Annotated in this window: 20 protein-coding genes; 7 read left to right on the forward strand and 13 right to left on the reverse strand. The window is 60.2% G+C overall.

Annotation, left to right across the window (positions count from 1 at the left end):
• Nucleotides 1-324: 324 nt before the first annotated feature.
• Nucleotides 325-1,290, reverse strand: a complete 966-nt coding sequence (tal, locus tag AC13QY_RS29990) for a transaldolase (RefSeq protein WP_069615972.1) — start codon at nucleotides 1,288-1,290, stop codon at nucleotides 325-327.
• A gap of 502 nt (nucleotides 1,291-1,792) precedes the next feature.
• On the opposite strand from tal, the gene AC13QY_RS29995 reads away from it, so the two are divergent.
• Complete coding sequence (locus AC13QY_RS29995; RefSeq protein ID WP_113333625.1) at nucleotides 1,793-2,782, forward strand: sugar-binding transcriptional regulator; 990 nt, start codon at nucleotides 1,793-1,795, stop codon at nucleotides 2,780-2,782.
• A gap of 270 nt (nucleotides 2,783-3,052) precedes the next feature.
• Here the strand turns inward: AC13QY_RS29995 and AC13QY_RS30000 are convergent, their stop codons facing one another.
• The gene (locus tag AC13QY_RS30000; RefSeq protein ID WP_069615970.1) at nucleotides 3,053-3,925 is read right to left on the reverse strand and encodes a methylated-DNA--[protein]-cysteine S-methyltransferase; all 873 of its coding nucleotides are present in this window, start codon (nucleotides 3,923-3,925) and stop codon (nucleotides 3,053-3,055) included.
• Nucleotides 3,926-4,036: 111 nt separating this feature from the next.
• Complete coding sequence (locus AC13QY_RS30005; RefSeq protein ID WP_145315933.1) at nucleotides 4,037-4,540, reverse strand: DUF2244 domain-containing protein; 504 nt, start codon at nucleotides 4,538-4,540, stop codon at nucleotides 4,037-4,039.
• 22 nt (nucleotides 4,541-4,562) lie between these two features.
• Here AC13QY_RS30005 and nth point away from each other — a divergent pair, with 22 nt between their 5' ends.
• A complete protein-coding gene (nth, locus tag AC13QY_RS30010) occupies nucleotides 4,563-5,342 on the forward strand; it encodes an endonuclease III (RefSeq protein WP_488494380.1) in 780 nt (259 codons plus the stop codon).
• Nucleotides 5,343-5,344: 2 nt separating this feature from the next.
• Here the strand turns inward: nth and AC13QY_RS30015 are convergent, their stop codons facing one another.
• Nucleotides 5,345-6,061 carry a sulfate transporter family protein gene (locus tag AC13QY_RS30015; RefSeq protein ID WP_113332437.1) on the reverse strand — a complete coding sequence of 239 codons (717 nt, stop codon included), beginning with the start codon at nucleotides 6,059-6,061 and terminating at the stop codon, nucleotides 5,345-5,347.
• 253 nt (nucleotides 6,062-6,314) lie between these two features.
• On the opposite strand from AC13QY_RS30015, the gene AC13QY_RS30020 reads away from it, so the two are divergent.
• Nucleotides 6,315-7,166 (forward strand): MurR/RpiR family transcriptional regulator, encoded by an 852-nt coding sequence (locus AC13QY_RS30020; protein ID WP_113332525.1) that lies wholly within the window; start codon nucleotides 6,315-6,317, stop codon nucleotides 7,164-7,166.
• A gap of 5 nt (nucleotides 7,167-7,171) precedes the next feature.
• On the opposite strand, the gene AC13QY_RS30025 is transcribed toward AC13QY_RS30020, so the two are convergent.
• From AC13QY_RS30025 to AC13QY_RS30065, 9 genes are all read right to left on the reverse strand, one after another.
• Complete coding sequence (locus AC13QY_RS30025; RefSeq protein ID WP_488494381.1) at nucleotides 7,172-8,755, reverse strand: FGGY-family carbohydrate kinase; 1,584 nt, start codon at nucleotides 8,753-8,755, stop codon at nucleotides 7,172-7,174.
• 20 nt (nucleotides 8,756-8,775) lie between these two features.
• Nucleotides 8,776-9,450 carry an HAD family hydrolase gene (locus tag AC13QY_RS30030; protein ID WP_488494382.1) on the reverse strand — a complete coding sequence of 225 codons (675 nt, stop codon included), beginning with the start codon at nucleotides 9,448-9,450 and terminating at the stop codon, nucleotides 8,776-8,778.
• Between the two features lie 98 nt (nucleotides 9,451-9,548).
• Nucleotides 9,549-11,030, reverse strand: coding sequence for a mannitol dehydrogenase family protein (locus AC13QY_RS30035; protein ID WP_488494383.1), 1,482 nt, complete (start codon nucleotides 11,028-11,030; stop codon nucleotides 9,549-9,551).
• A 148-nt stretch (nucleotides 11,031-11,178) separates the two neighbouring features.
• A complete protein-coding gene (locus tag AC13QY_RS30040; protein WP_113354495.1) occupies nucleotides 11,179-12,183 on the reverse strand; it encodes an ABC transporter ATP-binding protein in 1,005 nt (334 codons plus the stop codon).
• An 11-nt stretch (nucleotides 12,184-12,194) separates the two neighbouring features.
• Nucleotides 12,195-13,037 carry a carbohydrate ABC transporter permease gene (locus AC13QY_RS30045; RefSeq protein WP_112722610.1) on the reverse strand — a complete coding sequence of 281 codons (843 nt, stop codon included), beginning with the start codon at nucleotides 13,035-13,037 and terminating at the stop codon, nucleotides 12,195-12,197.
• A gap of 1 nt (nucleotide 13,038) precedes the next feature.
• Nucleotides 13,039-13,911 carry a carbohydrate ABC transporter permease gene (locus AC13QY_RS30050; protein ID WP_095435901.1) on the reverse strand — a complete coding sequence of 291 codons (873 nt, stop codon included), beginning with the start codon at nucleotides 13,909-13,911 and terminating at the stop codon, nucleotides 13,039-13,041.
• Nucleotides 13,912-14,055: 144 nt separating this feature from the next.
• Complete coding sequence (locus AC13QY_RS30055; RefSeq protein ID WP_113332442.1) at nucleotides 14,056-15,372, reverse strand: ABC transporter substrate-binding protein; 1,317 nt, start codon at nucleotides 15,370-15,372, stop codon at nucleotides 14,056-14,058.
• 146 nt (nucleotides 15,373-15,518) lie between these two features.
• Nucleotides 15,519-16,472, reverse strand: a complete 954-nt coding sequence (locus tag AC13QY_RS30060) for a sugar-binding transcriptional regulator (RefSeq protein WP_113332443.1) — start codon at nucleotides 16,470-16,472, stop codon at nucleotides 15,519-15,521.
• A gap of 59 nt (nucleotides 16,473-16,531) precedes the next feature.
• Entirely contained in the window at nucleotides 16,532-16,987 is a 456-nt protein-coding gene (locus AC13QY_RS30065; RefSeq protein WP_113389255.1) for an RbsD/FucU family protein, read from the reverse strand.
• A gap of 323 nt (nucleotides 16,988-17,310) precedes the next feature.
• Here AC13QY_RS30065 and AC13QY_RS30070 point away from each other — a divergent pair, with 323 nt between their 5' ends.
• The 4 genes from AC13QY_RS30070 to AC13QY_RS30085 all read left to right on the forward strand — a co-directional run bounded on the left by AC13QY_RS30070 (nucleotide 17,311) and on the right by AC13QY_RS30085 (nucleotide 21,048).
• Nucleotides 17,311-17,970, forward strand: coding sequence for a response regulator (locus AC13QY_RS30070; protein WP_069615956.1), 660 nt, complete (start codon nucleotides 17,311-17,313; stop codon nucleotides 17,968-17,970).
• On the forward strand, nucleotides 17,967-19,319 hold the full coding sequence (locus AC13QY_RS30075) for an ATP-binding protein (protein ID WP_113354493.1): 1,353 nt from the start codon (nucleotides 17,967-17,969) through the stop codon (nucleotides 19,317-19,319). The genes AC13QY_RS30070 and AC13QY_RS30075 overlap by 4 nt, the downstream gene beginning before the upstream one ends.
• Before the next feature lie 102 nt (nucleotides 19,320-19,421).
• A complete protein-coding gene (locus AC13QY_RS30080; protein ID WP_488494384.1) occupies nucleotides 19,422-20,348 on the forward strand; it encodes an ROK family protein in 927 nt (308 codons plus the stop codon).
• The gene (locus AC13QY_RS30085) at nucleotides 20,338-21,048 is read left to right on the forward strand and encodes a copper homeostasis protein CutC (protein WP_269245787.1); all 711 of its coding nucleotides are present in this window, start codon (nucleotides 20,338-20,340) and stop codon (nucleotides 21,046-21,048) included. The genes AC13QY_RS30080 and AC13QY_RS30085 overlap by 11 nt, the downstream gene beginning before the upstream one ends.
• The last annotated feature ends 94 nt before the right edge of the window (nucleotides 21,049-21,142 follow it).

Consider the following 21,142-nt stretch of genomic DNA (forward strand, 5'->3'; position numbering starts at 1 on the left):
GCGGGGAGAAGGAGCTTATGGTGCTCGTCCGCCTCCATATGCGATAGCCCTGCCACAAGGGGGGAGATTGGTAACCTGCGGCACCGTCATCGAAAGATAATAAGCCTCGTATCCGCTGATACGATCGCGCCTCATTTTGTAGAACTAGCGATGCGCCCTAACGATCTCCCCCTTGTGGGGGAGATGTCCCGAAAGGGACAGAGACGGGTATCGTAAGCGCGTCAAACTCAAAGCCTCAACCTATCACCCAAATAAAAAGGGCGCCGCATCCCCGCGACACCCCTCTCAAATCATAGCTCCCCAAAGAGAGAGCCAATCTCATTTTCAAGCCGCAGCGAGCTGCAGTTCCTTGCTGACCATGGCGCGCAGCGTGCCGAGATCCTTGGCGAAGGCGCGGATGCCTTCGGAAAGCTTCTCGGTTGCCATTGCGTCTTCGTTCATCATCCAGCGGAAGGTCTTTTCGTCGACGGCGATCTTTTCGACCGAGCCCTTGGGCTCCGGCGAGAGCTTGCGCTCCAGCTTGCCTTCGTCCTTGGAAAGTTCGTCGAGCAGGTTCGGGCTGATCGTCAGGCGATCGCAGCCGGCCAGCGCTTCGATTTCGCCGGTGTTGCGGAAGGAGGCGCCCATGACGATCGTCTTGATGTCGTTGGCCTTGTAATAGTGGTAGATATCGCGCACCGAGATGACGCCCGGATCTTCCTCAGCCGTGTAGTCCTTGCCGGTCGACTTCTTGTACCAATCGAGGATGCGGCCGACGAAGGGCGAGATCAGGAATGCCTTGGCATCGGCGCAAGCAATCGCCTGGGCCTTGCTGAAGAGCAGCGTCAGGTTGCAGTCGATGCCTTCCTTCTGCAGCACTTCGGCGGCGCGGATGCCTTCCCAGGTGGAGGCGAGCTTGATCAGGATGCGGTCGCGCTCGATGCCGCGCTCCTTGTAGGCAGCGATGATGGCGCGGGCCTTGGCAAGCGAAGCTTCGGTGTTGAAGGAGAGATCAGCATCAACTTCCGTCGAGACACGGCCGGGAACGAGACCGGAGAGCGCTGCGCCGACGGAGATTGCCAGACGGTCGGCAACGGCGGCAACGACGGCTTCGGAGGCACCACCCTGCTTCTTGCCCCAGGCAACGGCTTCCTTGATCGCATCGGCGAACATCGGCGTGCCGAGCGCCTTCAGCACGATGGTCGGGTTGGTGGTGCAATCCACCGGCTTCAGGCGAGCGACTGCCTCGATATCGCCGGTATCGGCCACGACCGTCGTCATGGCGCGGAGTTGATCAAGCTTGGAAGTCATAACAGGTATCCTTGTTGAATGAGGCCCATTGGAATGGGAGATATCGGGCGGCAAATCCGGTCTTGCGCCGGGCGGGACCGAAGGCGTCAGGGGAGTGCGGCCTTCCTTCTCCTATGTTTTGGTAACGGGATAAAAACAGCGAAAGTTCCATTTCCGGTGAACGGCCGAGCGATGAGGAGACAACCTTCCGAAAACAAGCTTTCCGCCGGCATCGGGCGCCCTATATGGCTCCCCGTCCGGCCTGGCACTTGCTCGCGGCAGCACTCGCACATTGTCCTCCTCGACTGGACAAGACCGAATTCCTCAGTGCTGACTATCAGCAATCTCGCACGGAAAAGTCAAGGACATTTGTGCAATTCGATTGACATAAGTTTCATGTCATAGAATATCGGCAGCAGAAGAGCCGATCTCGCCTGCTCCTGTCATCCGTCATCATTCCGTTTCGCATCTCAGGTGGATCATGACGTTAAACGGCGCATGCGACAATCTTGCCGGAGGACCTGTGGCCAAACTGAGACGCGGAACCCATACCGCCTATTCGGAGACCTCCTCCCTGAGGCTTCGCGCCGCCTGGCTCTATTACAATCAGGGCCTGACGCAGAAGGATGTTGCCGAGCAGCTCGGCATCAGCCGCACCACGGTCATCCGCCTGCTGGACGAGGCCATGCGCCGCGCCGAGGTGCAGATCTGGATCACCGAAGGCATCGACGACTGCGTGGAACTGGCGATCAAGCTCGAGCGCACCTATGGGCTCGACGAGGCGATCGTCGTTCCCGAGCCGGCCGGTGGCAATGTCAACGCCCAGGCAAAGAGCGTCGGCCTGGCGCTCGGCCAGTTCCTGACGGAGGCCATCCCCGACAATTATACGATCGGCGTCGGCTGGGGCCGGACGATGACCGCTTCGCTCGCGAGCTTCCGCCCGACCCGCCGCGACAATTGCAAGGTGGTCTCCCTGCTCGGCGGCATCGTCGCCGTCCACCAGACAAACCCGATCGACTATACCTGGCGCCTGGCAAGCCAGCTCGGTGCCGAATGCTACATGTTCCTGGCGCCGCTTCTGGTCGACTCCGTCGAGACCAAGCGCAATCTCATCGAAAAGTGCGGTCTTGAAGCCATCTACCGGCTGGCGGAAAACCTCGATCTCGCCATCGTCAGCTGCGGCGATATCGGCCCGCAATCAACCTCGCTATCGGAGGGCTTCATCTCGAAGCGCGAGCTGGAAGAATTGATCGACATGGGTTGCGTCTGCGACACCATGTTCAATTTCCTCGATGCCGACGGCAATTCGGTCGATCACCCGATCAACAAGCGCGTCATGTCGGTCGATCTCGATACGCTGAAAAAGGCAAAGCACATCGTGATCTCGTCCGGCGGCGCTCACCGCGCCCAGGCGATCAGCGCCACCATCAAACGCATCGGCTGCAATACTTTGATTACGGATGAAAGCGCTGCCAAGGCGCTGCTGCAGATGGCCATGGCCAAGGCGGCGTGAGGGCGTTTCGGCTGCCAGTTCCGAGCGGGTCGAAGGTGCGTACCCCCCTCTGTCGCTTTCGCGACATCTCCCCCACAAGTGGGGAGATTGGTAATGCGCAGCAATCTCTCACTTCAAAGTAAACATCGATCATGCTGAAATTACAGCAGCTAAACATTCATTTGGGCGAGCAGCAAACTCCTAACGATCTCCCCCCTTGTGGGGGAGATGTCCCAACAGGGACAGAGGGGGTATCAGAGCCTCAACGATCTCAAAACTTTCGAACACCCCTCAAGCATCCCCCGCTTCCCACCCCAGCATCGCCCGTTTGCGCGTAAGCCCCCAGTGATAGCCCGTTAGCTGCCCGTTCTTGCCGAGCGCTCGGTGGCAGGGCACGACGAAGGAGATCGGGTTGCGGCCGACGGCAGCACCTACGGCCCGCATGGCCGTCGGCTGACCGATATCCCTTGCGATGTCGGAATAGGTCACGGCACGGCCCATCGGGATCTTCAACAGGCTTTCCCAGACGCGAAGCTGGAAATCCGAGCCGATCAGCACGACGCGCAGCGGCTGGTCGCTTGACCAGTTCGAGCGCTCGAAGATGCGGGCCGCATAAGGTGCCGTCGCATTCGGATCCTCGATGAACTCGGCATTCGGCCAGCGGCAGGTCATGTCGGCGAGGCAAGCCTTCTCATTGCCGGAATCGCTGAAGGCGAGACCGGCAAGGCCGCGATCCGTGACCATGATCAAAGCGAGGCCGAAGGGCGAGATGTGAAACGCATAGCGCATCACCAGGCCGCTGCCCCTTGCTTTCCATTCGCCAGGCGACATCGCCTCATGTGTGACGAAAAGATCGTGCAGTCGACTGGGGCCGGACAAGCCGACCTCGAAGGACGTTTCGAGCAGCGGTAGATCCTCCTTGCGCAAAAGGCGTTTGGCATGATCGAGCGTGACGGCCTGCAGGAAGGCCTTGGGCGACAGTCCGGCCCAGCGCGTGAATGTCTTCTGCAATTGTGTCGGCGACTGGCCGAGCCTCTCGGCGAGCATCTCCAGCGATGGCTGGTCGCGATATTCCTCGGTGATGAGCTCGATGACCTCCCGGACGGTGTCGTAGTCCTGACCTTCCGGGGTGATGTCTTTCTTCAGCTGTGCAATCGCATTCATGATCTTTCTCCTTGAAAAGGAGAAAACCACGGCAAGAGGGCTAAAACCACCCGTTTCTTGCGTAAGTGGTCTCTCTGCAAAAATGTGATACCGCCGGGTTGGGAAGACCGCTCATATCCGTTGTGTCACGGTCGCCAATGCCCGCTTGAAGGCTTTGGCGAAACTCTCGCGATCCTCCGGATTGAGGAAGGAGCCGACATCGGTGTCGTGGCTCCTGTCGCGGACATGCATCGACACGACCCCGATCTCGCGGTGGCGGCGAACGAGGAAGCGCGTCCAGAACGGATTGAAATCATGTTCCACCATGCGGCCCGTCGGCGAGAATTTGCGGATGGAAACATTGGTGCGCGATATCGTCACCTCTTCGCGCACACGGCCCGACCGATAATTCAGCCAGAAGGCGCCATAGAGCAGGAAGAAATCGGCGCCGAAGAAAATCCCGATCGGCCAGGCGCCTCGCGTGACGAAGAGAATGCTGTAGATGAGACAGAAGCCGCCCGCCAAGGCCAGCATGACCCTGAACCCCTTTCGCGGCAGCGAGCGATGGGGAAACAATTCGGCGGCAAAAACCGGCCTGTTGCCGTCTGCAGCCGTATCGGCGTTGCGTTCCGTCATAGGACTTGAGTATAGGTCGTTTATGGCAAATCCAAAGATCAAATCCAGCGCCCAAACCGTGAAAAAGTCAAATGCGACCGCAGGCCGCAAGCCGGCGGCCAAAAGCCTCTATTCCAAGGCGGACCTGGAAGAGATCTTCCGCCGCTTCTCCATCCAGCGGCCGGAACCGAAGGGCGAGCTGGAGCACGTCAACCCTTTCACGCTCGTCGTCGCCGTCGCGCTTTCAGCACAGGCGACGGATGCCGGCGTCAATAAGGCGACGCGCGCCCTCTTTGCCGTTGCCGACACGCCGCAGAAGATGCTCGATCTCGGCGAGGAGCGCATCCGCGAATATATCAAGACGATCGGCCTCTACCGAAACAAGGCGAAGAATGTCGTAGCACTTTCGGAAAGGCTGATCACCGATTTCGGCGGCGAGGTGCCGCGGACGCGGGAGGAGCTGATAACCCTGCCCGGCGTCGGCCGCAAGACCGCGAACGTTGTCCTGTCCATGGCCTTCGGCCAGGCGACGATGGCGGTCGACACGCACATTTTCCGCATCGCCAACCGGCTGCTGCTCGCCCCCGGCAAGACGCCCGACGAAGTCGAGCAGCGGCTGATGAAGATCATCCCCGATCAGTATCTCTACCATGCCCACCATTGGCTGATCCTGCATGGCCGCTATGTCTGTAAGGCGCGCAAGCCCGAATGCGAGCGCTGCGTGATCGCAGACATCTGTCGCTCGCCGGAAAAGACCTGGGACATCCCCGCTCCCCTGGTCGAACTTCCGGCGCAGATCATCGAGGCTGAAGCGGCAGGCTGAACCTATCGAAGGCGCGGGTTCGCTTCCTTGTGCGAAATCAGCTTGTGCAGATGCACCATCATGCCGGCGGCAAAGAGCGGCGTCAGCAGATTGAGAAGCGGAATTGCCAGAAAGGCTGCGATGACCAGGCCTGCCAGAAAGACCGTGAAGGCGTGTTTGACGCGGAATTGCCGCGCCTCGTCCGGTGAGCGGAAGCGCATGGCGGCGAACTCGAAGAATTCGCGTCCGAGCAGATAGCCGTTCACCAGAAAGAAGGCGATCAGGTTGACGCCCGGAATGAACAGCAGGAACAGCGCCACGATATTGCCGACGATGACGACGCCGAGAAACCGCACCGAGCTTTTCATCGCCGCGACGATCGGCATCGCCGTTCCGGGCGCATCGCCTGGATAGTCGCGCTTTTCTACAACTTCGGCGACATCATCGAGAAAGAGTCCGGCAATCAGGGCTGTGACCGGCGAAATCAGCAGCGCCATGGCCAATGCCAATGCGATGCCGGCGAAGATGGCGAGGAAGAGCGTAAGCCAACCCGTCCAATCCGAGGTGGACGGCATAAAGCCCTGCAGCCAAGGCAATACGAAAGAATTGAAGGCGCCTCGCAGGACGAACCAGAGCACGAGAAGCGCCAGCAATGTGAGACCCAGAACCTTCCAGAAAACCTTGCGCGTCTCCGGCGCAAAGAGATTTTCCAGGGAGAGGCGGGCAGCAAGGCCAATCATTCGGTCTACCTCTTTTGGTGGCAGTTGGACACTTAAGAAGCGGTTGCATCGATATCAATATCCCGTGCAGATATATGAATGTGCCAATTAAAAATTTGAATTATTGTAATACAGTTTGCACTAATATATCCTGTACGCCACATTAAGAACAACAACCGCAACAAGATCGGCGACCCGATCGAAATTGAATGGCTGATTGACATAGAAATTGACGCAACAGAACATCGAAAAGACCACCAAAGGGGCGCAAAACTTGGAAGACCTCAGTCAGAAACTTAGACAATATATAAAGATCGGCACTCCGGCCGAACGAAGAATTGCTAAGTATTTCTCCGAGCATCTGAATGAACTACCGTTCGAGACGGCTTCCTCCGTTGCCGACAGGCTGGAACTGAGCCCGATGACGGTAGGACGGTTTCTGCGGTCGCTCGGCTATCACGGTCTGGATGGGATAAAGGTGCATCTCAAGGAAAATGCACCGAGCCTCACGTCGCAATTGCCCAATATCCTCGAACAGCTTCAGAAGGACGCAAGCGAAGGTCGCCCGCTCGCAACGCAAATTGCCGAACAGGTCGAGATGCTGCAGCATATCTACAACCTCGCCGGCCAGCCGCAATGGCGCGACGCAGTTGCGACAATTCTGTCCTCCGGCAATGTCTTCATCACCTCCCATCCCAGTCTCGCGGGGATCGGCCACTATTTCCGCGACCGCCTGACCTTTGCCCGTGATCAAGTCCTTTTCCTCGACGGCGCCAATGGCAGCTATATCGAGCTGTTCGGCAAGCCATCCGAGGATGCGCTGCTCGTTGTCATCGATTCCCCGGGTTTCGTCACATCGCGTCTTCTGGCGCGCTCGGCTCGTCGCGCGGGCTGCAAGGTATTGCTGGTAACCGGTCAATTCACGGAATGGGCGCATGAATTCGCAAACATCACGCTGTCCTTGCCGCCACAACGAGCCAATAGCCGCGAAAACCTTTCAGCCATAATGGCGCTGATGGAATATCTCGCGATTTCAGTCGCTCACGCCGCAGGTGAAGCGGCGGAAATGAGAACGCGCCGCATAGAGGAACTTCAAGGTATATTCGCCCAGGCGCCGCTCCGGTAAGCCGCCTATTCCATGGCGTCCAGTTCTGCGCGGTGGCGGTACATGGCGAGGAAGCGCCGGTAATCGCGATCGTAGAGTTTCTTCTTTTCGGCATTCGGCAGCCGCTCGTGACCGCCCGGGTACATAGCAGCACCGGCCGCACCCAGGCTTTCATGGAGACCGCAGGCGACCGAGGCGGCGATTGCGGTGCCGAGCAAGACCGTCTCGTTCATCTTCGGGATAACGACCTTGCAGCCGGTCACGTCTGAATAGAGTTCCATCAGCACCGAATTCTTCACATGGCCACCGGCGACATGCAGCGTGTCGGGCACGTAGCCGTAATCCCGCATTCGCTCCAGGATATGACGAATGCCGAGCGCAATGCCGACGCTGGTGCGCCAGTACAGCCTGCAAAGACCATCGAAGGAGGCGTCCAGCGTCATGCCGCTGATGACGCCCAATGCATGCGGATCGGCAAGCGGCGAGCGATTGCCGTGAAAATCGGGCAGCACATGGATACGCCCGCCGAAGGAAGCCCCCTCCTCCAGCCGCAATTCCGCGATCCGCCGGACGATGCGGTCATGCAGTGCCGCTGTTGGATGTCCGCCGGCTGCATGCATGCTGACGATATGGTCGAGGAGCGCACCGGTGGCAGATTGTCCGGCTTCGGCAAGCCACATGCCCGGAAAGACTGCTTCGTAATAGGGGCCCCACATGCCGGTGCTGCGCTTGCGCTCCCGCGCAAAGGAAACCACGCAGCTTGAAGTTCCGGCAATCAGTGCCAGCTGATGCTCCAACGTGGCGGCATCGCCGGCATGGGCTGCAAGTGCGCCGAGCGCGCCTGCATAGGCGTCAATCATGCCTGCACCGACATGGCAGCTACGATCCAACCCCAAAGCCTCGGCCGCTTCCGCTGTCAGCGTGCCGATGCTCCTGCCGACCGCGACGCTCTCCTCGGGCAAACTGCCGCGCTCGCGCAGATCGCCAAGGCCGATCACGTTGAGAAAATCGGCCTGCCAGCCCGGTTGGCGGTGCGCCAGATAATTCCATTTCGCCACCAGCGTGGAGCGCGACCGCGCAAGCGAACCGGTCGCCTTCCAGGTCATGAAATCGGCAAGGTCGAAAAAGTAGCCGGCCTCGGCCCAGCTTTCCGGAAGGTTCTCCTTCAGCCACATCAATTTCGGCATTTCCATTTCCGGCGACATGAACTCGCCGGAATATTCAAGAACCGCGTGCTTCGTCGCCGTACAGTAATCCGCTTCGGCCAGCGCCCGATGATCGAGCCAGACGATGGTGTCGAACCTTTTCTCGCCCCCGGTGGACACGGTGAGCTGTTCGCCATCGCGATCGCGCACAACCAGCGAGCAGGTCGCATCGAAGCCGATAGCACCGATAGCGGATGCGGCAACGCCGGATGCCTTCACGGCTCCGCGAACGGCGGTGCAGACGGCAGTCCATATATCTTCGGAATCATGCTCGGCGTGGTTCTCGCGCGGGCGGTTCATCAGGATCGGATGTTCACTTTTACCCAGCAGTGAACCGCCCGCGGTGAAGACACCAGCGCGTGCGCTGCCTGTGCCGATATCGACCGCAACCACGTGATCACGCATGCAAAAGAGGTCCCGCCCACTTATCTCTTGTTGCGGACAAGTTGTATCAATTCCGGCATCGCGTCAAACACGACTTCCGGGGAAAGCTGCTCCAATTCAGCCCGATAACTCGGCGAATGAGCATGCGAACCACCGGTGAAGGCAAAGACCGTCATGCCGGCCGCGCGCGCTGCCGTGATCCCCGCAGGACTATCCTCGACGACAATGCATTCCTTCGGCGGTACGCCCATTTTTTCCGCCGCATAGAGAAAGAGATCCGGCGCAGGCTTGCCACGCTTGACCATGCTGGCGCTGAAGATATTGGGTTCTAGCCTGTCGAGCAGACCGGTCACGCCGAGAGAGAGACGGATGCGCTCAAGCTGGCTCGACGAGGCAACGCAGCGCGGCAGCGAAAGTGCATCCAGCGTTGCACTGATGCCATCGATCGGCTTCAGCTCATATTTGAAGCGCTCATAGAGATCATTGCGGATACGGTCGAGGAATGCCTGGTCGATGAAGACGTCGAATTCCGTCTGCATCGTATCGACGAGCGTCGCCAGGCTCTTGCCGAGGAAGCGGCTGTAGACATCCTCCTCGCTCATCTCGACGCCGACATCATGCATCGCCTGGATGAGCACGCCGACCGACAACGGCTCGCTGTCGACAAGCACGCCGTCGCAATCGAAGATTACGAGCCCTGTTCCCGCATCCGCCATCACAGATCCAACCTGAATTTTGTTGCTGTCCCGCCAGCCGGAAACCCGGCATGGCAATGGAAAACGGCCGGAACAGGAGAGGTCCGGCCGCTTGAAAATTATTCCGCGAGTTTGTTGTCCAAGTATAGCTGCAGGGTGACGCGGGTACCCTTTTCCCACAGCGTTTTCAGTGCATGCGCGAAGCGCTTTCGGAAAAGATCGGATTTGGCGACATCTCCGAAAATATCATCGAACACCAGGAAGGCGTTCGGATCGTCCTTCGCCTTGAGCGCCGCTTCATGCAGCCGATCGGCGCTGGCATCGTTGAAGACGATCTCCTTGCCACTGTCGCTCTTGCCGGCAAAGTAGCGGCACCACAGCGCCGAGACGAGCGATAGGCCGACAATATCCTCGCCGCGACGAAGGCGGTCGGCCGTCGACGGCAGAATGAACTTCGGCTGGCGGTTGGAGCCGTCCTGCGCCAGGCGCGGGATGGTATCGGCGATCTTCGGATTGGAGAAGCGCCGCTCGATCAGCTTGAAATAATCCGCAAGCACTGTGTTCGGCACCGGCGGGATGACGGTGATGATCTCATCATTTTCGAGCTTGGCGAGGAAGGCGCGGATCAGCGGCTCTTCCATGGCTTCATGCACGAAGTGAATGTCCATCAGCGCCGCCGGGTAGGCGATCGCCGCATGGCCGCCGTTGAGGATGCGGATCTTCATGTGCTCATAGGGCGTCACGTCGGGCACGAAGGTCACGCCGACCTTTTCCAACGGTGGGCGGCCTGCGGGGAAGTTGTCTTCCAGCACCCATTGCTTGAACTCTTCGCAATAGACGGGCCAGTTGTCCTCGATATCGAAAGCTTCTTTGAGCAAGTCGATTTCACGCGCACCCGTCGCCGGCGTGATGCGATCGACCATGCCATTCGGAAAGGCGACATGCGCAGCGATCCAGTCGGCAAAGGCCGGATCGGAAAGCCGCGCCGTGCCGACGACAGCAGCTTTGGTGACGCCGCCATTGTGGGGAATGTTGTCGCAGGACATGACGGTGAAAGGCTGCAGGCCGGCCGCGCGCCGCGCCTTGAGACCAGCCACGATCAGGCCGAACACCGTCTTCGGCGCATCCGGGTTCTGCCCATCGGCCACGATCGCCGGATGGGCGGGATTGAACTTGCCGGAGGCATCGATGAAGTAACCACCCTCGGTAATCGTCATCGAAACGATGCGGATCGCGGGATCCGCAAGCTTGGCAATGATTGCCTTGGCATCGCCGACCGGCAGGATGTCGACCATCGGCGCAGTCACGCGCGCGGCCGTGCGATTATTGTCCTGCTCGACCACTGTCGTCAGAAAATCCTGGGCAGCCAGCTTCTCGCGCATAGCCGCATCCGACGGCAGCACGCCGGCGCCGATGATCGCCCAGTCATGGGCCTCGCCGGTGTTGAAAAGGTCGTCGAGATAGATTGCCTGATGGGCACGATGGAAATTGCCGACACCGAAATGCACGATACCAGCCGAAAGCGACTTCCGGTCATAAGCAGGAATAGCCGCCTTTGCAGCCGCCTGCTTAAGAGTTGCGAGCGATAATTTGCACGTCATGTCTCTGGTCCTTTTGAAGGTCTCTGGCTCCGGGCGGCTCGGGAACGCCGCACCGGCTGGTATGCTTGACCGGTCCACGCAGATCGATGGATGCGAACCGGAACAGATGCGTTGGCCGTGCCCGCTCAAGCGCACACGGCCCTGGCTTTCAGGCTGAAATCGCCAGCCCTTCGGCGTTGAACCGGTGAATATGGGCCTTGTCCGGTGTCAGGTAGACGGTATCGCCAGCCCGGGCTGGAAAATCACCCGAACCGCGAGCGGTCACCGTGCCGATCCCGTCGACATCGATATGCAGGAAGGTGTCGGAGCCGAGATGCTCAGCAACGAGAACCTTGCCCTGCCAATCGCCCGACGTGGTCGACAGCAGCACGTGTTCCGGCCTGACGCCGATCGTGTCGGCGCCAAAGGTCTGCGCATAAGCGCCCTTGACGAAATTCATCTTCGGCGAGCCGATGAAGCCGGCGACGAAAAGATTGCGCGGGCTGCGATAAAGCTCCAGTGGCGAGCCAACCTGCTCGATATTGCCGCGGTTGAGCACGACGATCTTGTCAGCCATGGTCATGGCCTCGACCTGATCGTGCGTCACATAGATCATCGTCGTCTTCAACTGCTGATGCAGCTCGCTGATCTCGAGGCGCATGTTGACGCGCAGTGCCGCGTCCAGGTTCGATAAGGGCTCGTCGAAGAGGAAGGCTGCCGGCTGACGCACGATGGCGCGGCCGATCGCGACGCGCTGGCGCTGACCGCCGGAAAGCTGGCGCGGCTTGCGCTCCAGATAATCCGTCAGGTTCAGGACGCGTGCGGCATCCGCCACCTTCTTGTCGATTTCCGCCTGCGGCATGTTCGCCATCTTCAGCGGAAAGGCGATGTTCTTGCGCACACTCATATGCGGATAGAGCGCGTAGGACTGAAACACCATGGCAAGGCCGCGCTCGGACGGCTTGAGATTGGTGCCATCCTTGCCGTCAATCATGATCTGGCCGCTGGAGACATCTTCGAGACCGGCGATCAGGCGCAGCAGCGTGGACTTGCCACAGCCCGAAGGGCCGACGAAAACGACGAACTCGCCATTGTCGATCTCAAGATCGATGGAAGGGATGACCTTGGCTTCGCCGAAGACCTTGGAGACTTGTTTGAGAACAATGCTACCCATGTTTCTCTTCCTTACTTAACCGCGCCGAAGGTCAGGCCGCGAACGAGTTGCTTCTGGCTGAACCAGCCGAGGATCAGGATCGGAGCGATCGCCATGGTCGATGCCGCTGAAAGCTTGGCATAGAACAGGCCCTCCGGGCTGGAATAGGAGGCGATGAAGGTGCTCAGCGGCGCCGCGTCTACCGCGGAGAGATTGAGCGTCCAGAAGGCCTCGTTCCAGGCGAGGATGATGTTGAGCAGCATTGTCGAGGCAAGGCCGGGGATCGCCATCGGCGTCAGCACGTAGATGATCTCCTTGGCAAGCGTCGCCCCATCCATGCGGGCCGCCTCGAGGATTTCGCCGGGAATTTCCTTGAAGTAGGTATAGAGCATCCAGACGATGATCGGCAGGTTGATGAGCATCAGCACGACGACCATGCCCACCCGGCTGGCGAACTGGTTGTTCAGGAGGCCGAAGCTCTGGAACAGCAGATAGATCGGAATGAAGGCGCCGACCGGCGGCATCATCTTCGTCGACAGCATCCACATCAGCACGTCCTTGGTGCGCTTGGTCGGCGAGAACGCCATGGCCCAGGCGGCAGGCACCGCAACGAGCAGACCGAGGATCGTGGAACCGAAGGCGATGATGACCGAATTGCCGAAATGGAGGAAATAATCCGAGCGCGACTGCACCTCGAAATAATTCTCCAGCGTCCAGTGGAAGAAGAGGAACTGCGGCGGCGAGGCAATCGCATCGCCTTCCGTCTTGAAGCTCGTCAGGATCGTCCACAGGATCGGGAAGAAGATGAGGATTGCTACGATCCAGGCGGCGACCGATACGACGATCTTGCGTTGGGTGGTGATTTTGCGTGCCATCTCAAGCCTCCAGATTCTTGCCGACTGCGCGCATCAGGAAGATCGCGACGATATTGGCGAGGATGACGGCGATGATGCCGCCCGCCGATGCGCCGCCAACATCCTGCGACAGAACGATCTGTGAATAGACGAGATAAGTGAGGTTGGTCGTCGCCGTTCCGGGACCGCCATTGGTGGTGACGAGGATCTCGGCGAAGGCCGACAGCATGAAGATCGTCTCGATCAGGATCACCACGGTGATGGCGCGGGCGAGATGCGGCAGGATGATGTAGATGAATTTCGAAACCGGTCCCGCGCCATCCATCTCGGCGGCTTCCTTCTGCTCCTCATCCAGCGACTGCAGGGCTGTCAGCAGGATGAGCGTGGCGAAAGGCAGCCACTGCCAGGCAATGATGATGATGATCGACAGAAGCGGAACCGTCTCCAGCCAGGTCAGCGGATCGAGCCCGAAAAAACGGAAGAGATGTGCCAGGAGCCCGTTCACCGGGTTCATGAACATGTGCTTCCAGATGAGGGCGGCGACCGTCGGCATCACGAAGAAGGGCGCAAGCACCAGCATGCGCACGATGCCCTGGCCGAAGATCGGCTGATCAAGCAGGAGAGCCAGCGCAATGCCGCCAATGACGGTGATCAGCAACGCACCACCGACAAGCAGCAGCGTCACGATCAGCGAGCTGAGGAAGGCCGGATCGGTGATGAAATATTCGTAGTTGAGAAACCCGAGGAAATCATGCGTGCCGGGGTTCAGAAGATTGTAGTTCAGCGTCGAGAAATAGATCGTCATTACGAGCGGGACGATCATCCACGCAAAGAGAAGCAGAACCGAAGGCGCCATCATGACGCGTGCGGTGGAACGGGTGTGCAACGTTGCCATGGCAAGTACCGACCTATCTTTAAAGGAGGGGGTGGCCGCGGACCGGCTGAAACAAAAGGGCCGCCAAGGGCAGTTCGGCGCTCGGCGGCCTAGGGGAAAGCAACGCTCGAGAGGGGGCGCTGCTTTCCTTAGCTTCGAAGGCCCTTACTTCGGATAGCCGGCCTTCTTCATTTCGCGTTCCGTCAGCTGCTGGGCAGCCTTCAGAGCCTGATCGACCGAAATCTGGCCGGCGAGAGCAGCCGAGAACTGCTGGCCGACAGCCGTGCCGATGCCCTGGAATTCAGGGATGGCGACGAACTGAACGCCGACATAGGGAACCGGCTTGACAGTCGGATGCGTCGGATCAGCCGAATTGATCGAGTCGAGCGTCATCTTGGCGAAAGGCGCTGCCTTCTGGTAATCCGCATTCGCATAGAGCGAGGTGCGGGTGCCGGGAGGTGCATTCAGCCAGCCTTCCTTCTGTGCGACCAGGTTGGTGTAGTCCTTGCTGGTGGCCCAGGAAATGAACTTTTCCGCCGCTTCGGTCTTCTTCGAGGAAGCCGGGATGGCGAGGTTCCATGCCCAGAGCCAGTTGCCGCGCTTGCCGAGGCCCTTATCCGGAGCCAGAGCGAAGCCGACCTTGTCGGCAACCTTCGATTCCTTCGGATCGGAAACGAAGGAAGCAGCAACGGTGGCGTCGATCCACATGCCGCACTTGCCGGACTGGAACAGGGCCAGGTTCTCGTTGAAACCGTTGGACGATGCACCCGGAGGTCCGGCATCCTTCATCAGCTTGACGTAGAAGTCGAGCGTGTCCTTCCATTCCGGCTGGTCGAACTGTGCCTTCCACTTTTCATCGAACCAGCGGGCGCCGAACGAATTCGACATCGCCGTCAGGAACGCCATGTTTTCGCCCCAGCCCGCCTTGCCACGAAGGCAGATGCCATAGACTTCATGGTCCTTGTCGGTGATTTTGCGGGCTGCATCGGCAACAAAGTCCCAAGTCGGCGCATCCGGCATTTTCAGGCCGGCCTTGTCGAACAGGTCCTTGCGGTACATCACCATCGAGCTTTCGCCGTAGAACGGCGCTGCATAGAGCTTGCCGTCGGTCGTCAGACCGCTGCGAATGGCCGGGAGAAGGTCATCCACATCATAGTTCTTGTCGGCGGAAAGCTTGTCGAGCGAGGCAAGCCAGCCGAGCTTGCTCCAGATCGGTACTTCATAGGTGCCGATGGTCAGCACGTCGTACTGGCCCGCCTTGGTAGCGATGTCGGTCGTAACCTTCTGGCGCAATACGTTTTCTTCAAGCGTGACCCACTGCAGGTCGATACCGGGGTTCTTGGCTTTGAAATCGTCCGTAAGCTTCTGCATACGGACCATGTCGCCGTTGTTGACGGTTGCAATCGTGAGGGTTTCGGCAGACGCCAGGCCGGCAAACATCAGAGCCGAGCAGGCGCCCAGCAGTAAAGTTTTCAATTTCATATCTTCCTCCCAGAAGATTAAAAATGAGCATTCGCTTTGCTCGTGGGCAATTACTCACTTCTTGCGACAAAATGTCAATGCAGATTCGTTGCTGCATTGCCGAGCAAGCAACCTATCCTTTTGTTTTTATGAGTTAAATTTTTTGCTCAAACCTTGAGCAAAAATTCGGCAACTGCCTCGTCGGTAATCAAACCATTGATCTGCTGACCGACAACGGCCGCCTTGATCGCCTGGAATTTGCGCCGACCCTTTGCGATTCCGATGACGCTGCAGGTATCGCGCGACGGCAAGGGCGCACTGGCGACGCGCTCATTGACATCATCGGGCATGAGGTTGCCATTGCCATCGAAAACCCAGCCGCAGATCTCGCCGGCAGCGCCCCGATCCATCAACGCCAGCATCTCGTCCCTCTCGAGAAAGCCGTCGAGACAGAGCGGCGCTTCCACGCCCATCTCCCCGATACCGACGAAAGTCACGTCGGCCTGAGCGCTAATATCGAGCGTCGAGCGCACCAGTGCCTGCGCATGCAGGAGCTCCCGCTCCTCGGCCGACGACACCAGCACCGGCAGCGGCATCGGAAAGTGCCGCGCCTTGACGACGTCGGCCATGCTGAAGATGACGTTGTAATAGGCAGCGGAACCGTCGGGACCGATATTGCCCGTCAGCGACACCACCCGATGCTGCAGACATTCGATCGCCGGCAGCTGGTCGACTGCAGCCTTCAACGTGCGGCCCGTGCCGATCGCCAGCACGATGGGGTCGGCTCGCCGCAGCCAGCGCTCGATTTCGGCAGCACCGGCCTCGGCGATGCCAATGGTCGAAGATGTGCTGTCGGGATCGCTCGGCACGATATCGACATGGCGCAGGCCGAACTTCTTCTTGAGCTCCGCCGCATATTCCAGACAGGCGGCGATCGGGTGATCCAGCCGAACCTTGATCAGCCGTTCGGCAACGGCCAGCGACACCAGACGCTGCGCCGACTGCCGGGATATTCCCATCGCAACGGCGATTTCATCCTGCGTGCGGCCGGCGACGTAGTAGAGCCATCCGGCCCGCGCCGCATCGTCAAGCCGCCCCTGGGAATCCAGCTTCTTCGCCATCGCCTTCCTTTACCGAAACAGCGTCCTTGCTCGGGATGATCCAGACTATCCGTGGCGGATCATGCAGTCTCCGGCGGGATGACGCCCTTGGTCAAGGTGAAACAGCCGTAGAAGCGGCGCTCGCCGGTCTGAATGACGCAAAAGGCATCCTTGGCACGCTCGTAGAAGGCATAACGCTCGACCGGCATCAACGGCCAATGCTTGCCCTCGGCCTTGTCGATCACCGCCTGAACCTCCCGCTGGACCTGCGGCACCTCCTCTGGAGAACCCACAACTTCCATGCGCGTCGCGGCGTCATCAATGAAGGTATCGAGCGGCATCAGCGACAATATCGCCGCGACGGCATCGGCAGCGGGCACGTTGTCGATGCGCAGCAGCTCGCCCAGGACCGTCTGGCTCGCAATGGCCTCCGCCGGGAAATTCGTGTCGACGACGACGAGCATGTCGCCATGCCCCATCGATTTCAGCGCATAGAGCACGTCCGCATTCAACAGCGGCGAAATTCCCTTCAGCATGAACGATCCTCCGATAGCCTGTGGCGGCCACTTCGCGGCCGCATTGTTCTCCGCGCAAACAAGTAACCATCGCGTTCCTGTCTGTCCATAGGCGCCGGGAACGTTTTCGGCGGGTAGCCTGGAGCAATTCCAGGAAAAGTGCGCAGCGGTTTTCCGTTCGGGATTGCGTGAAAGCAAAGGGATAGAGCGGCTCAGAGATTCCGTGAAAAACTGAACCGCTCTGGCCATGAACTGTGCATCCCGCCGCGGCTTATTTCAGCCGTTATTGACCCGATAGGTTCGTCGGCATTAACTGAGGTACGTTCAACGGTTGAGAGGTGCATGTGCGCATTCTTGTGGTGGAGGACGACGACACGATCGGCGGCGCGGTTCGCGACCATATCGCGGCAGGCCCTCATGCCGTGGATTGGGTCAAGAACCTGACCGATGCGGAGGAGGTCACCAGTGCGGTGCAATACGGCCTCATCCTGTTGGATCTGCAGCTTCCCGATGGCAGCGGCATCGATTTCTTGAAGCGGCTGCGCCGCAAGCCTGACGAAACGCCCGTCATCATCCTGACAGCTCGCGATCAGATCTCCGACCGCATCGAAGGCCTGAACAGCGGCGCCGATGATTATCTCGTCAAGCCGTTCAACCTTGGCGAATTGACGGCCCGTATCCTGGCGGTCGCCCGGCGTTATGCCGGCAGTCCGCAGCCGACCCTCCGGTTCGACGACCTCGAAATCGACCAGCCGCAGCGCCGCGTCAAGCTGGCGGGCAAGGACGTGATCCTGACGGGACGAGAATGGGCCGTGCTCGACCTGCTGATCACGCGGCCGGGCGCGATCGTCTCCAAGGACAAGATAGAAGAGGCGCTCTACGCCTTCGGATCCGAAATCGAGAGCAACACGGTGGAGGTCTATGTCAGCCGCCTACGCAAGAAGATCGGCAAGGACCGCATAAGGACGGCCCGCGGCGTCGGCTATTGCCTGGGTGAGCGATGACCGAACACAAGGAGCCCAGCCGCGCCAGCATCACCCGGCGCCTGATCACTGCGCTGACCGGCACTGTCGTCGTCTTCTGGCTGATTGCGGTCGGCATCGGTGTCTATGTCGTCAACAAGGAACTCTCGGAAACATTCGATGGCGCATTGCAGGAAACCGCCGAGCGTCTTCTGCCGCTGGTGCTCGACGATCTCGCCAACCGCGACCATTCCGGCGATCCTCAGAGCCTGGAAGAACTCAACAAGGGGCTGAACCGCGAATATCTGACCTATCAGGTACTCGATGGGAACGGCAAGGTCATCCTGCACTCCCACGATGCCCCTCCAACCGCCTATGACGTGCCGCTGAAGATCGGCTTCCACAATACATCGCGATACCGGATCTATACCGAATCCTCGGCCGACGGCACGATCTTCCTGCACGTCGCCGACGCCTTCAAGAATCGCCGCGAGGCATCGCGCGAAAGCGGCGTTGCGCTGCTCTGGCCGCTACTGGCCCTCATTCCCGCCAGCATCATCGCCATCGGCGTCATCGTCGGCCGATCGCTGCGGCCGATCGACCGCCTGCGCTCGGAGATCGCCACCAAGGACGGCGGCAACATGGCACCGCTCGTGAGCGAGACGCTGCCGCTCGAACTGCAGCCGATCGCCCGCTCCGTCAATCTGCTGCTGGAGCGCCTGCGCCTGGCGCTGGAAGCCGAACGCGAATTCACAGCCAATAGCGCCCATGAGCTGCGCACCCCGATTGCAGGCGCTCTTGCGCAGACCCAGAGGCTGATCGCCGAACTGCCGCAGGGGCAATTGACGGAACGCGCCGGCCGCATCGAGACGTCGCTTTCCAATCTCGGCCGGCTCGCGGAAAAGCTGCTGCAGCTTTCCCGCGCCCAGGCCGGGATCGGCACGGGTGACAAACCCGCCGATCTCGTGGCCATCATCGAAACCGTCATAGGCGATTACGACCGCGATACGGGAACGGCAGGCCGTGTCCTTCTGGAGAACGAAACGGCGGAGAAGCTGATGCGCAACGTCGATATTGACGCATTTGCGATCGTCATGCGCAATCTCATCGAAAACGCCTTGATCCATGGGCCGGCGGATGACGAAGTGACCGTCCGGATCGACGACCGCACCGTCCGCGTCATCAACGGCGGCGCCGTGCTTTCCGCGCATGATCTCGCCGGCCTGAAGAAGCGCTTCTGGCGCGGCAAGACGAAAGCGGCAGGCTCCGGCCTTGGACTTTCGATCGTCGAGCGCATCGTCGGCCAGATCGGCGGCCATCTCGATCTACTGTCGCCGGCGACCGGCAGGACCGATGGCTTTGAAGCCAGGATCACCCTGCCGTCCGGCTGATGACGCTGTAACTGTCAGGAATTGGCCTCATAGAGGATTGATCTTGCAAAGACCGGCAAAGGGTGCGAGCAAGTGCGCCATGTTTCCAGCGGGTCGGTATCCATGATCGTTTCCTTCGACATTGGCGGCAGCGCCATCAAAGGCGGCATTGCCCGCTCCATGACGGACATCGTGCCGCTGGCGCGGCGCCCGACGCCCAGGCACGATTTCGCCGAATTCGTCAATGCCTTGCGTGAGGTGATTGCCGAAGCCGGCGAGAGGCCGGATTGCCTCTCCTTCTCCATCGCCGGCGTCGTCGATCCCGATACGCAGACACTCACCTGCGCCAATATTCCCTGCATTCACGGCCGGCATCTTGCCGCCGATCTGGAGGCGGAACTCGGCTATCCCGTGCTGATCGCCAATGATGCCGATTGCTTCGCCATGGCGGAGGCCATGTCCGGAGCGGGCCGTGGCCATCGCATCGTCTTCGGCGCCATTCTCGGCACCGGCGTCGGCGGCGGCCTTGTCGCGGATGGCCGGCTGGTCAATGCTGCCGGCGGCTTTGCCGGGGAATGGGGCCATGGCCCCATCATCGCCTCCTCCGCCGGCAATCCACCAGTCGCTATTCCCGCCTATGCCTGCGGCTGTGGCCAGAAGGGCTGCGTCGACACCGTCGGCGGCGCACGCGGCATCGAACGCCTGCACAAGACGCTTCACGGCTTGGAACTTTCCAGCGAGGAGATCATCGGCCAGTGGCTCAGGGGCGAAGACCGTGCCGAACGCACGATTGACGTCATGGTGGATCTGGTCGCCTCGCCGCTTGCCCTCACCGTCAACATAACTGGCGCGACCATCGTGCCGGTCGGCGGTGGCCTTTCCAACGTCGAACCGCTCCTGGCTCGTTTGGACGAGGCGGTGCGCGCCCGGACCCTGCGTAAGTTCGGCCGGCCGCTCGTCGTGCCGAGCGAGTGCAAGCTGGAACCGGGCCTCATCGGCGCCGCCCTGCTGGGCCTGCAATATACCGGAGAGCGCACCCATGCTGCTTGAGGTCTGTGTCGAGGATATTGCCGGCCTCAAGGCGGCCGTCGAGGGTGGCGGCGACCGTATCGAGCTTTGCAGCGCGCTTCCTCTCGGCGGGCTGACGCCGAGTGCCGGGCTGATGGCCGCCGCAGCGAAGATACCTATCCCTGCATACGCCATTATCCGTCCGCGCGCCGGCAGCTTCGTCTATTCGGCGGATGAACTTGACGTCATGAAGCGCGACATCGATGCCGCACGAGCTGCCGGTTTGCCGGGAGTCGTGCTCGGCGCTTCCCTGCCGGATGGGCGACTTGATGTTGACACGCTCAAGGCGCTCACCGCCCAAGCGGAAGGTCTCGGCAAGACGCTGCACCGCGCCTTCGATCTGGTGCCCGACGTCGAGGAAGCCGTCCATGTCGCTATCTCCCTCGGCTTCGAACGCATTCTGACCTCCGGCGGCGCAAGGACTGCGGCCGAAGGCGTTGCCATGCTTGAGCAGGCGATTGCAGCCGCCGCCGGCCGCATCTCCATCATGCCCGGCTCCGGCGTGACGCTTGCAACGGTCGGCCAGCTATGGCCGCGCCTGCAGATCAGCGAGATCCACGCCTCCTGCTCCGCAACCGCCTCGGAGACGGATGAGCGTGTCATCGCTCTCGGCTTCTCTCTGCCATCGGTCCGCCGCACGGATGCCGCCACCGTCAGGGCACTTAAGGCGTATTTCGCCTAGAGCGGACTGCTCCAAGAACGTGCAAAAAGCCGGACGCGGGGAACACGGGAACCGGATGCGGAAGGTCGCGATCTGCTTTAAGCAACATCATGAA

Source organism: Martinezella sp. CNPSo 3795, assembly GCF_057784475.1.

What these genes read in the sequence shown, in the direction of transcription:
- tal (WP_069615972.1), bottom strand. Translation starts at nt 1,290, where the DNA reads ATGACTTCCAAGCTTGATCAACTCCGCGCCATGACGACGGTCGTGGCC.
- AC13QY_RS30000 (WP_069615970.1), bottom strand. Translation starts at nt 3,925, where the DNA reads ATGAATGCGATTGCACAGCTGAAGAAAGACATCACCCCGGAAGGTCAG.
- AC13QY_RS30005 (WP_145315933.1), bottom strand. Translation starts at nt 4,540, where the DNA reads ATGACGGAACGCAACGCCGATACGGCTGCAGACGGCAACAGGCCGGTT.
- nth (WP_488494380.1), top strand. Translation starts at nt 4,563, where the DNA reads ATGGCAAATCCAAAGATCAAATCCAGCGCCCAAACCGTGAAAAAGTCA.
- AC13QY_RS30015 (WP_113332437.1), bottom strand. Translation starts at nt 6,061, where the DNA reads ATGATTGGCCTTGCTGCCCGCCTCTCCCTGGAAAATCTCTTTGCGCCG.
- AC13QY_RS30025 (WP_488494381.1), bottom strand. Translation starts at nt 8,755, where the DNA reads ATGCGTGATCACGTGGTTGCGGTCGATATCGGCACAGGCAGCGCACGC.
- AC13QY_RS30030 (WP_488494382.1), bottom strand. Translation starts at nt 9,450, where the DNA reads ATGGCGGATGCGGGAACAGGGCTCGTAATCTTCGATTGCGACGGCGTG.
- AC13QY_RS30035 (WP_488494383.1), bottom strand. Translation starts at nt 11,030, where the DNA reads ATGACGTGCAAATTATCGCTCGCAACTCTTAAGCAGGCGGCTGCAAAG.
- AC13QY_RS30040 (WP_113354495.1), bottom strand. Translation starts at nt 12,183, where the DNA reads ATGGGTAGCATTGTTCTCAAACAAGTCTCCAAGGTCTTCGGCGAAGCC.
- AC13QY_RS30045 (WP_112722610.1), bottom strand. Translation starts at nt 13,037, where the DNA reads ATGGCACGCAAAATCACCACCCAACGCAAGATCGTCGTATCGGTCGCC.
- AC13QY_RS30050 (WP_095435901.1), bottom strand. Translation starts at nt 13,911, where the DNA reads ATGGCAACGTTGCACACCCGTTCCACCGCACGCGTCATGATGGCGCCT.
- AC13QY_RS30055 (WP_113332442.1), bottom strand. Translation starts at nt 15,372, where the DNA reads ATGAAATTGAAAACTTTACTGCTGGGCGCCTGCTCGGCTCTGATGTTT.
- AC13QY_RS30060 (WP_113332443.1), bottom strand. Translation starts at nt 16,472, where the DNA reads ATGGCGAAGAAGCTGGATTCCCAGGGGCGGCTTGACGATGCGGCGCGG.
- AC13QY_RS30065 (WP_113389255.1), bottom strand. Translation starts at nt 16,987, where the DNA reads ATGCTGAAGGGAATTTCGCCGCTGTTGAATGCGGACGTGCTCTATGCG.
- AC13QY_RS30075 (WP_113354493.1), top strand. Translation starts at nt 17,967, where the DNA reads ATGACCGAACACAAGGAGCCCAGCCGCGCCAGCATCACCCGGCGCCTG.
- AC13QY_RS30080 (WP_488494384.1), top strand. Translation starts at nt 19,422, where the DNA reads ATGATCGTTTCCTTCGACATTGGCGGCAGCGCCATCAAAGGCGGCATT.
- AC13QY_RS30085 (WP_269245787.1), top strand. Translation starts at nt 20,338, where the DNA reads ATGCTGCTTGAGGTCTGTGTCGAGGATATTGCCGGCCTCAAGGCGGCC.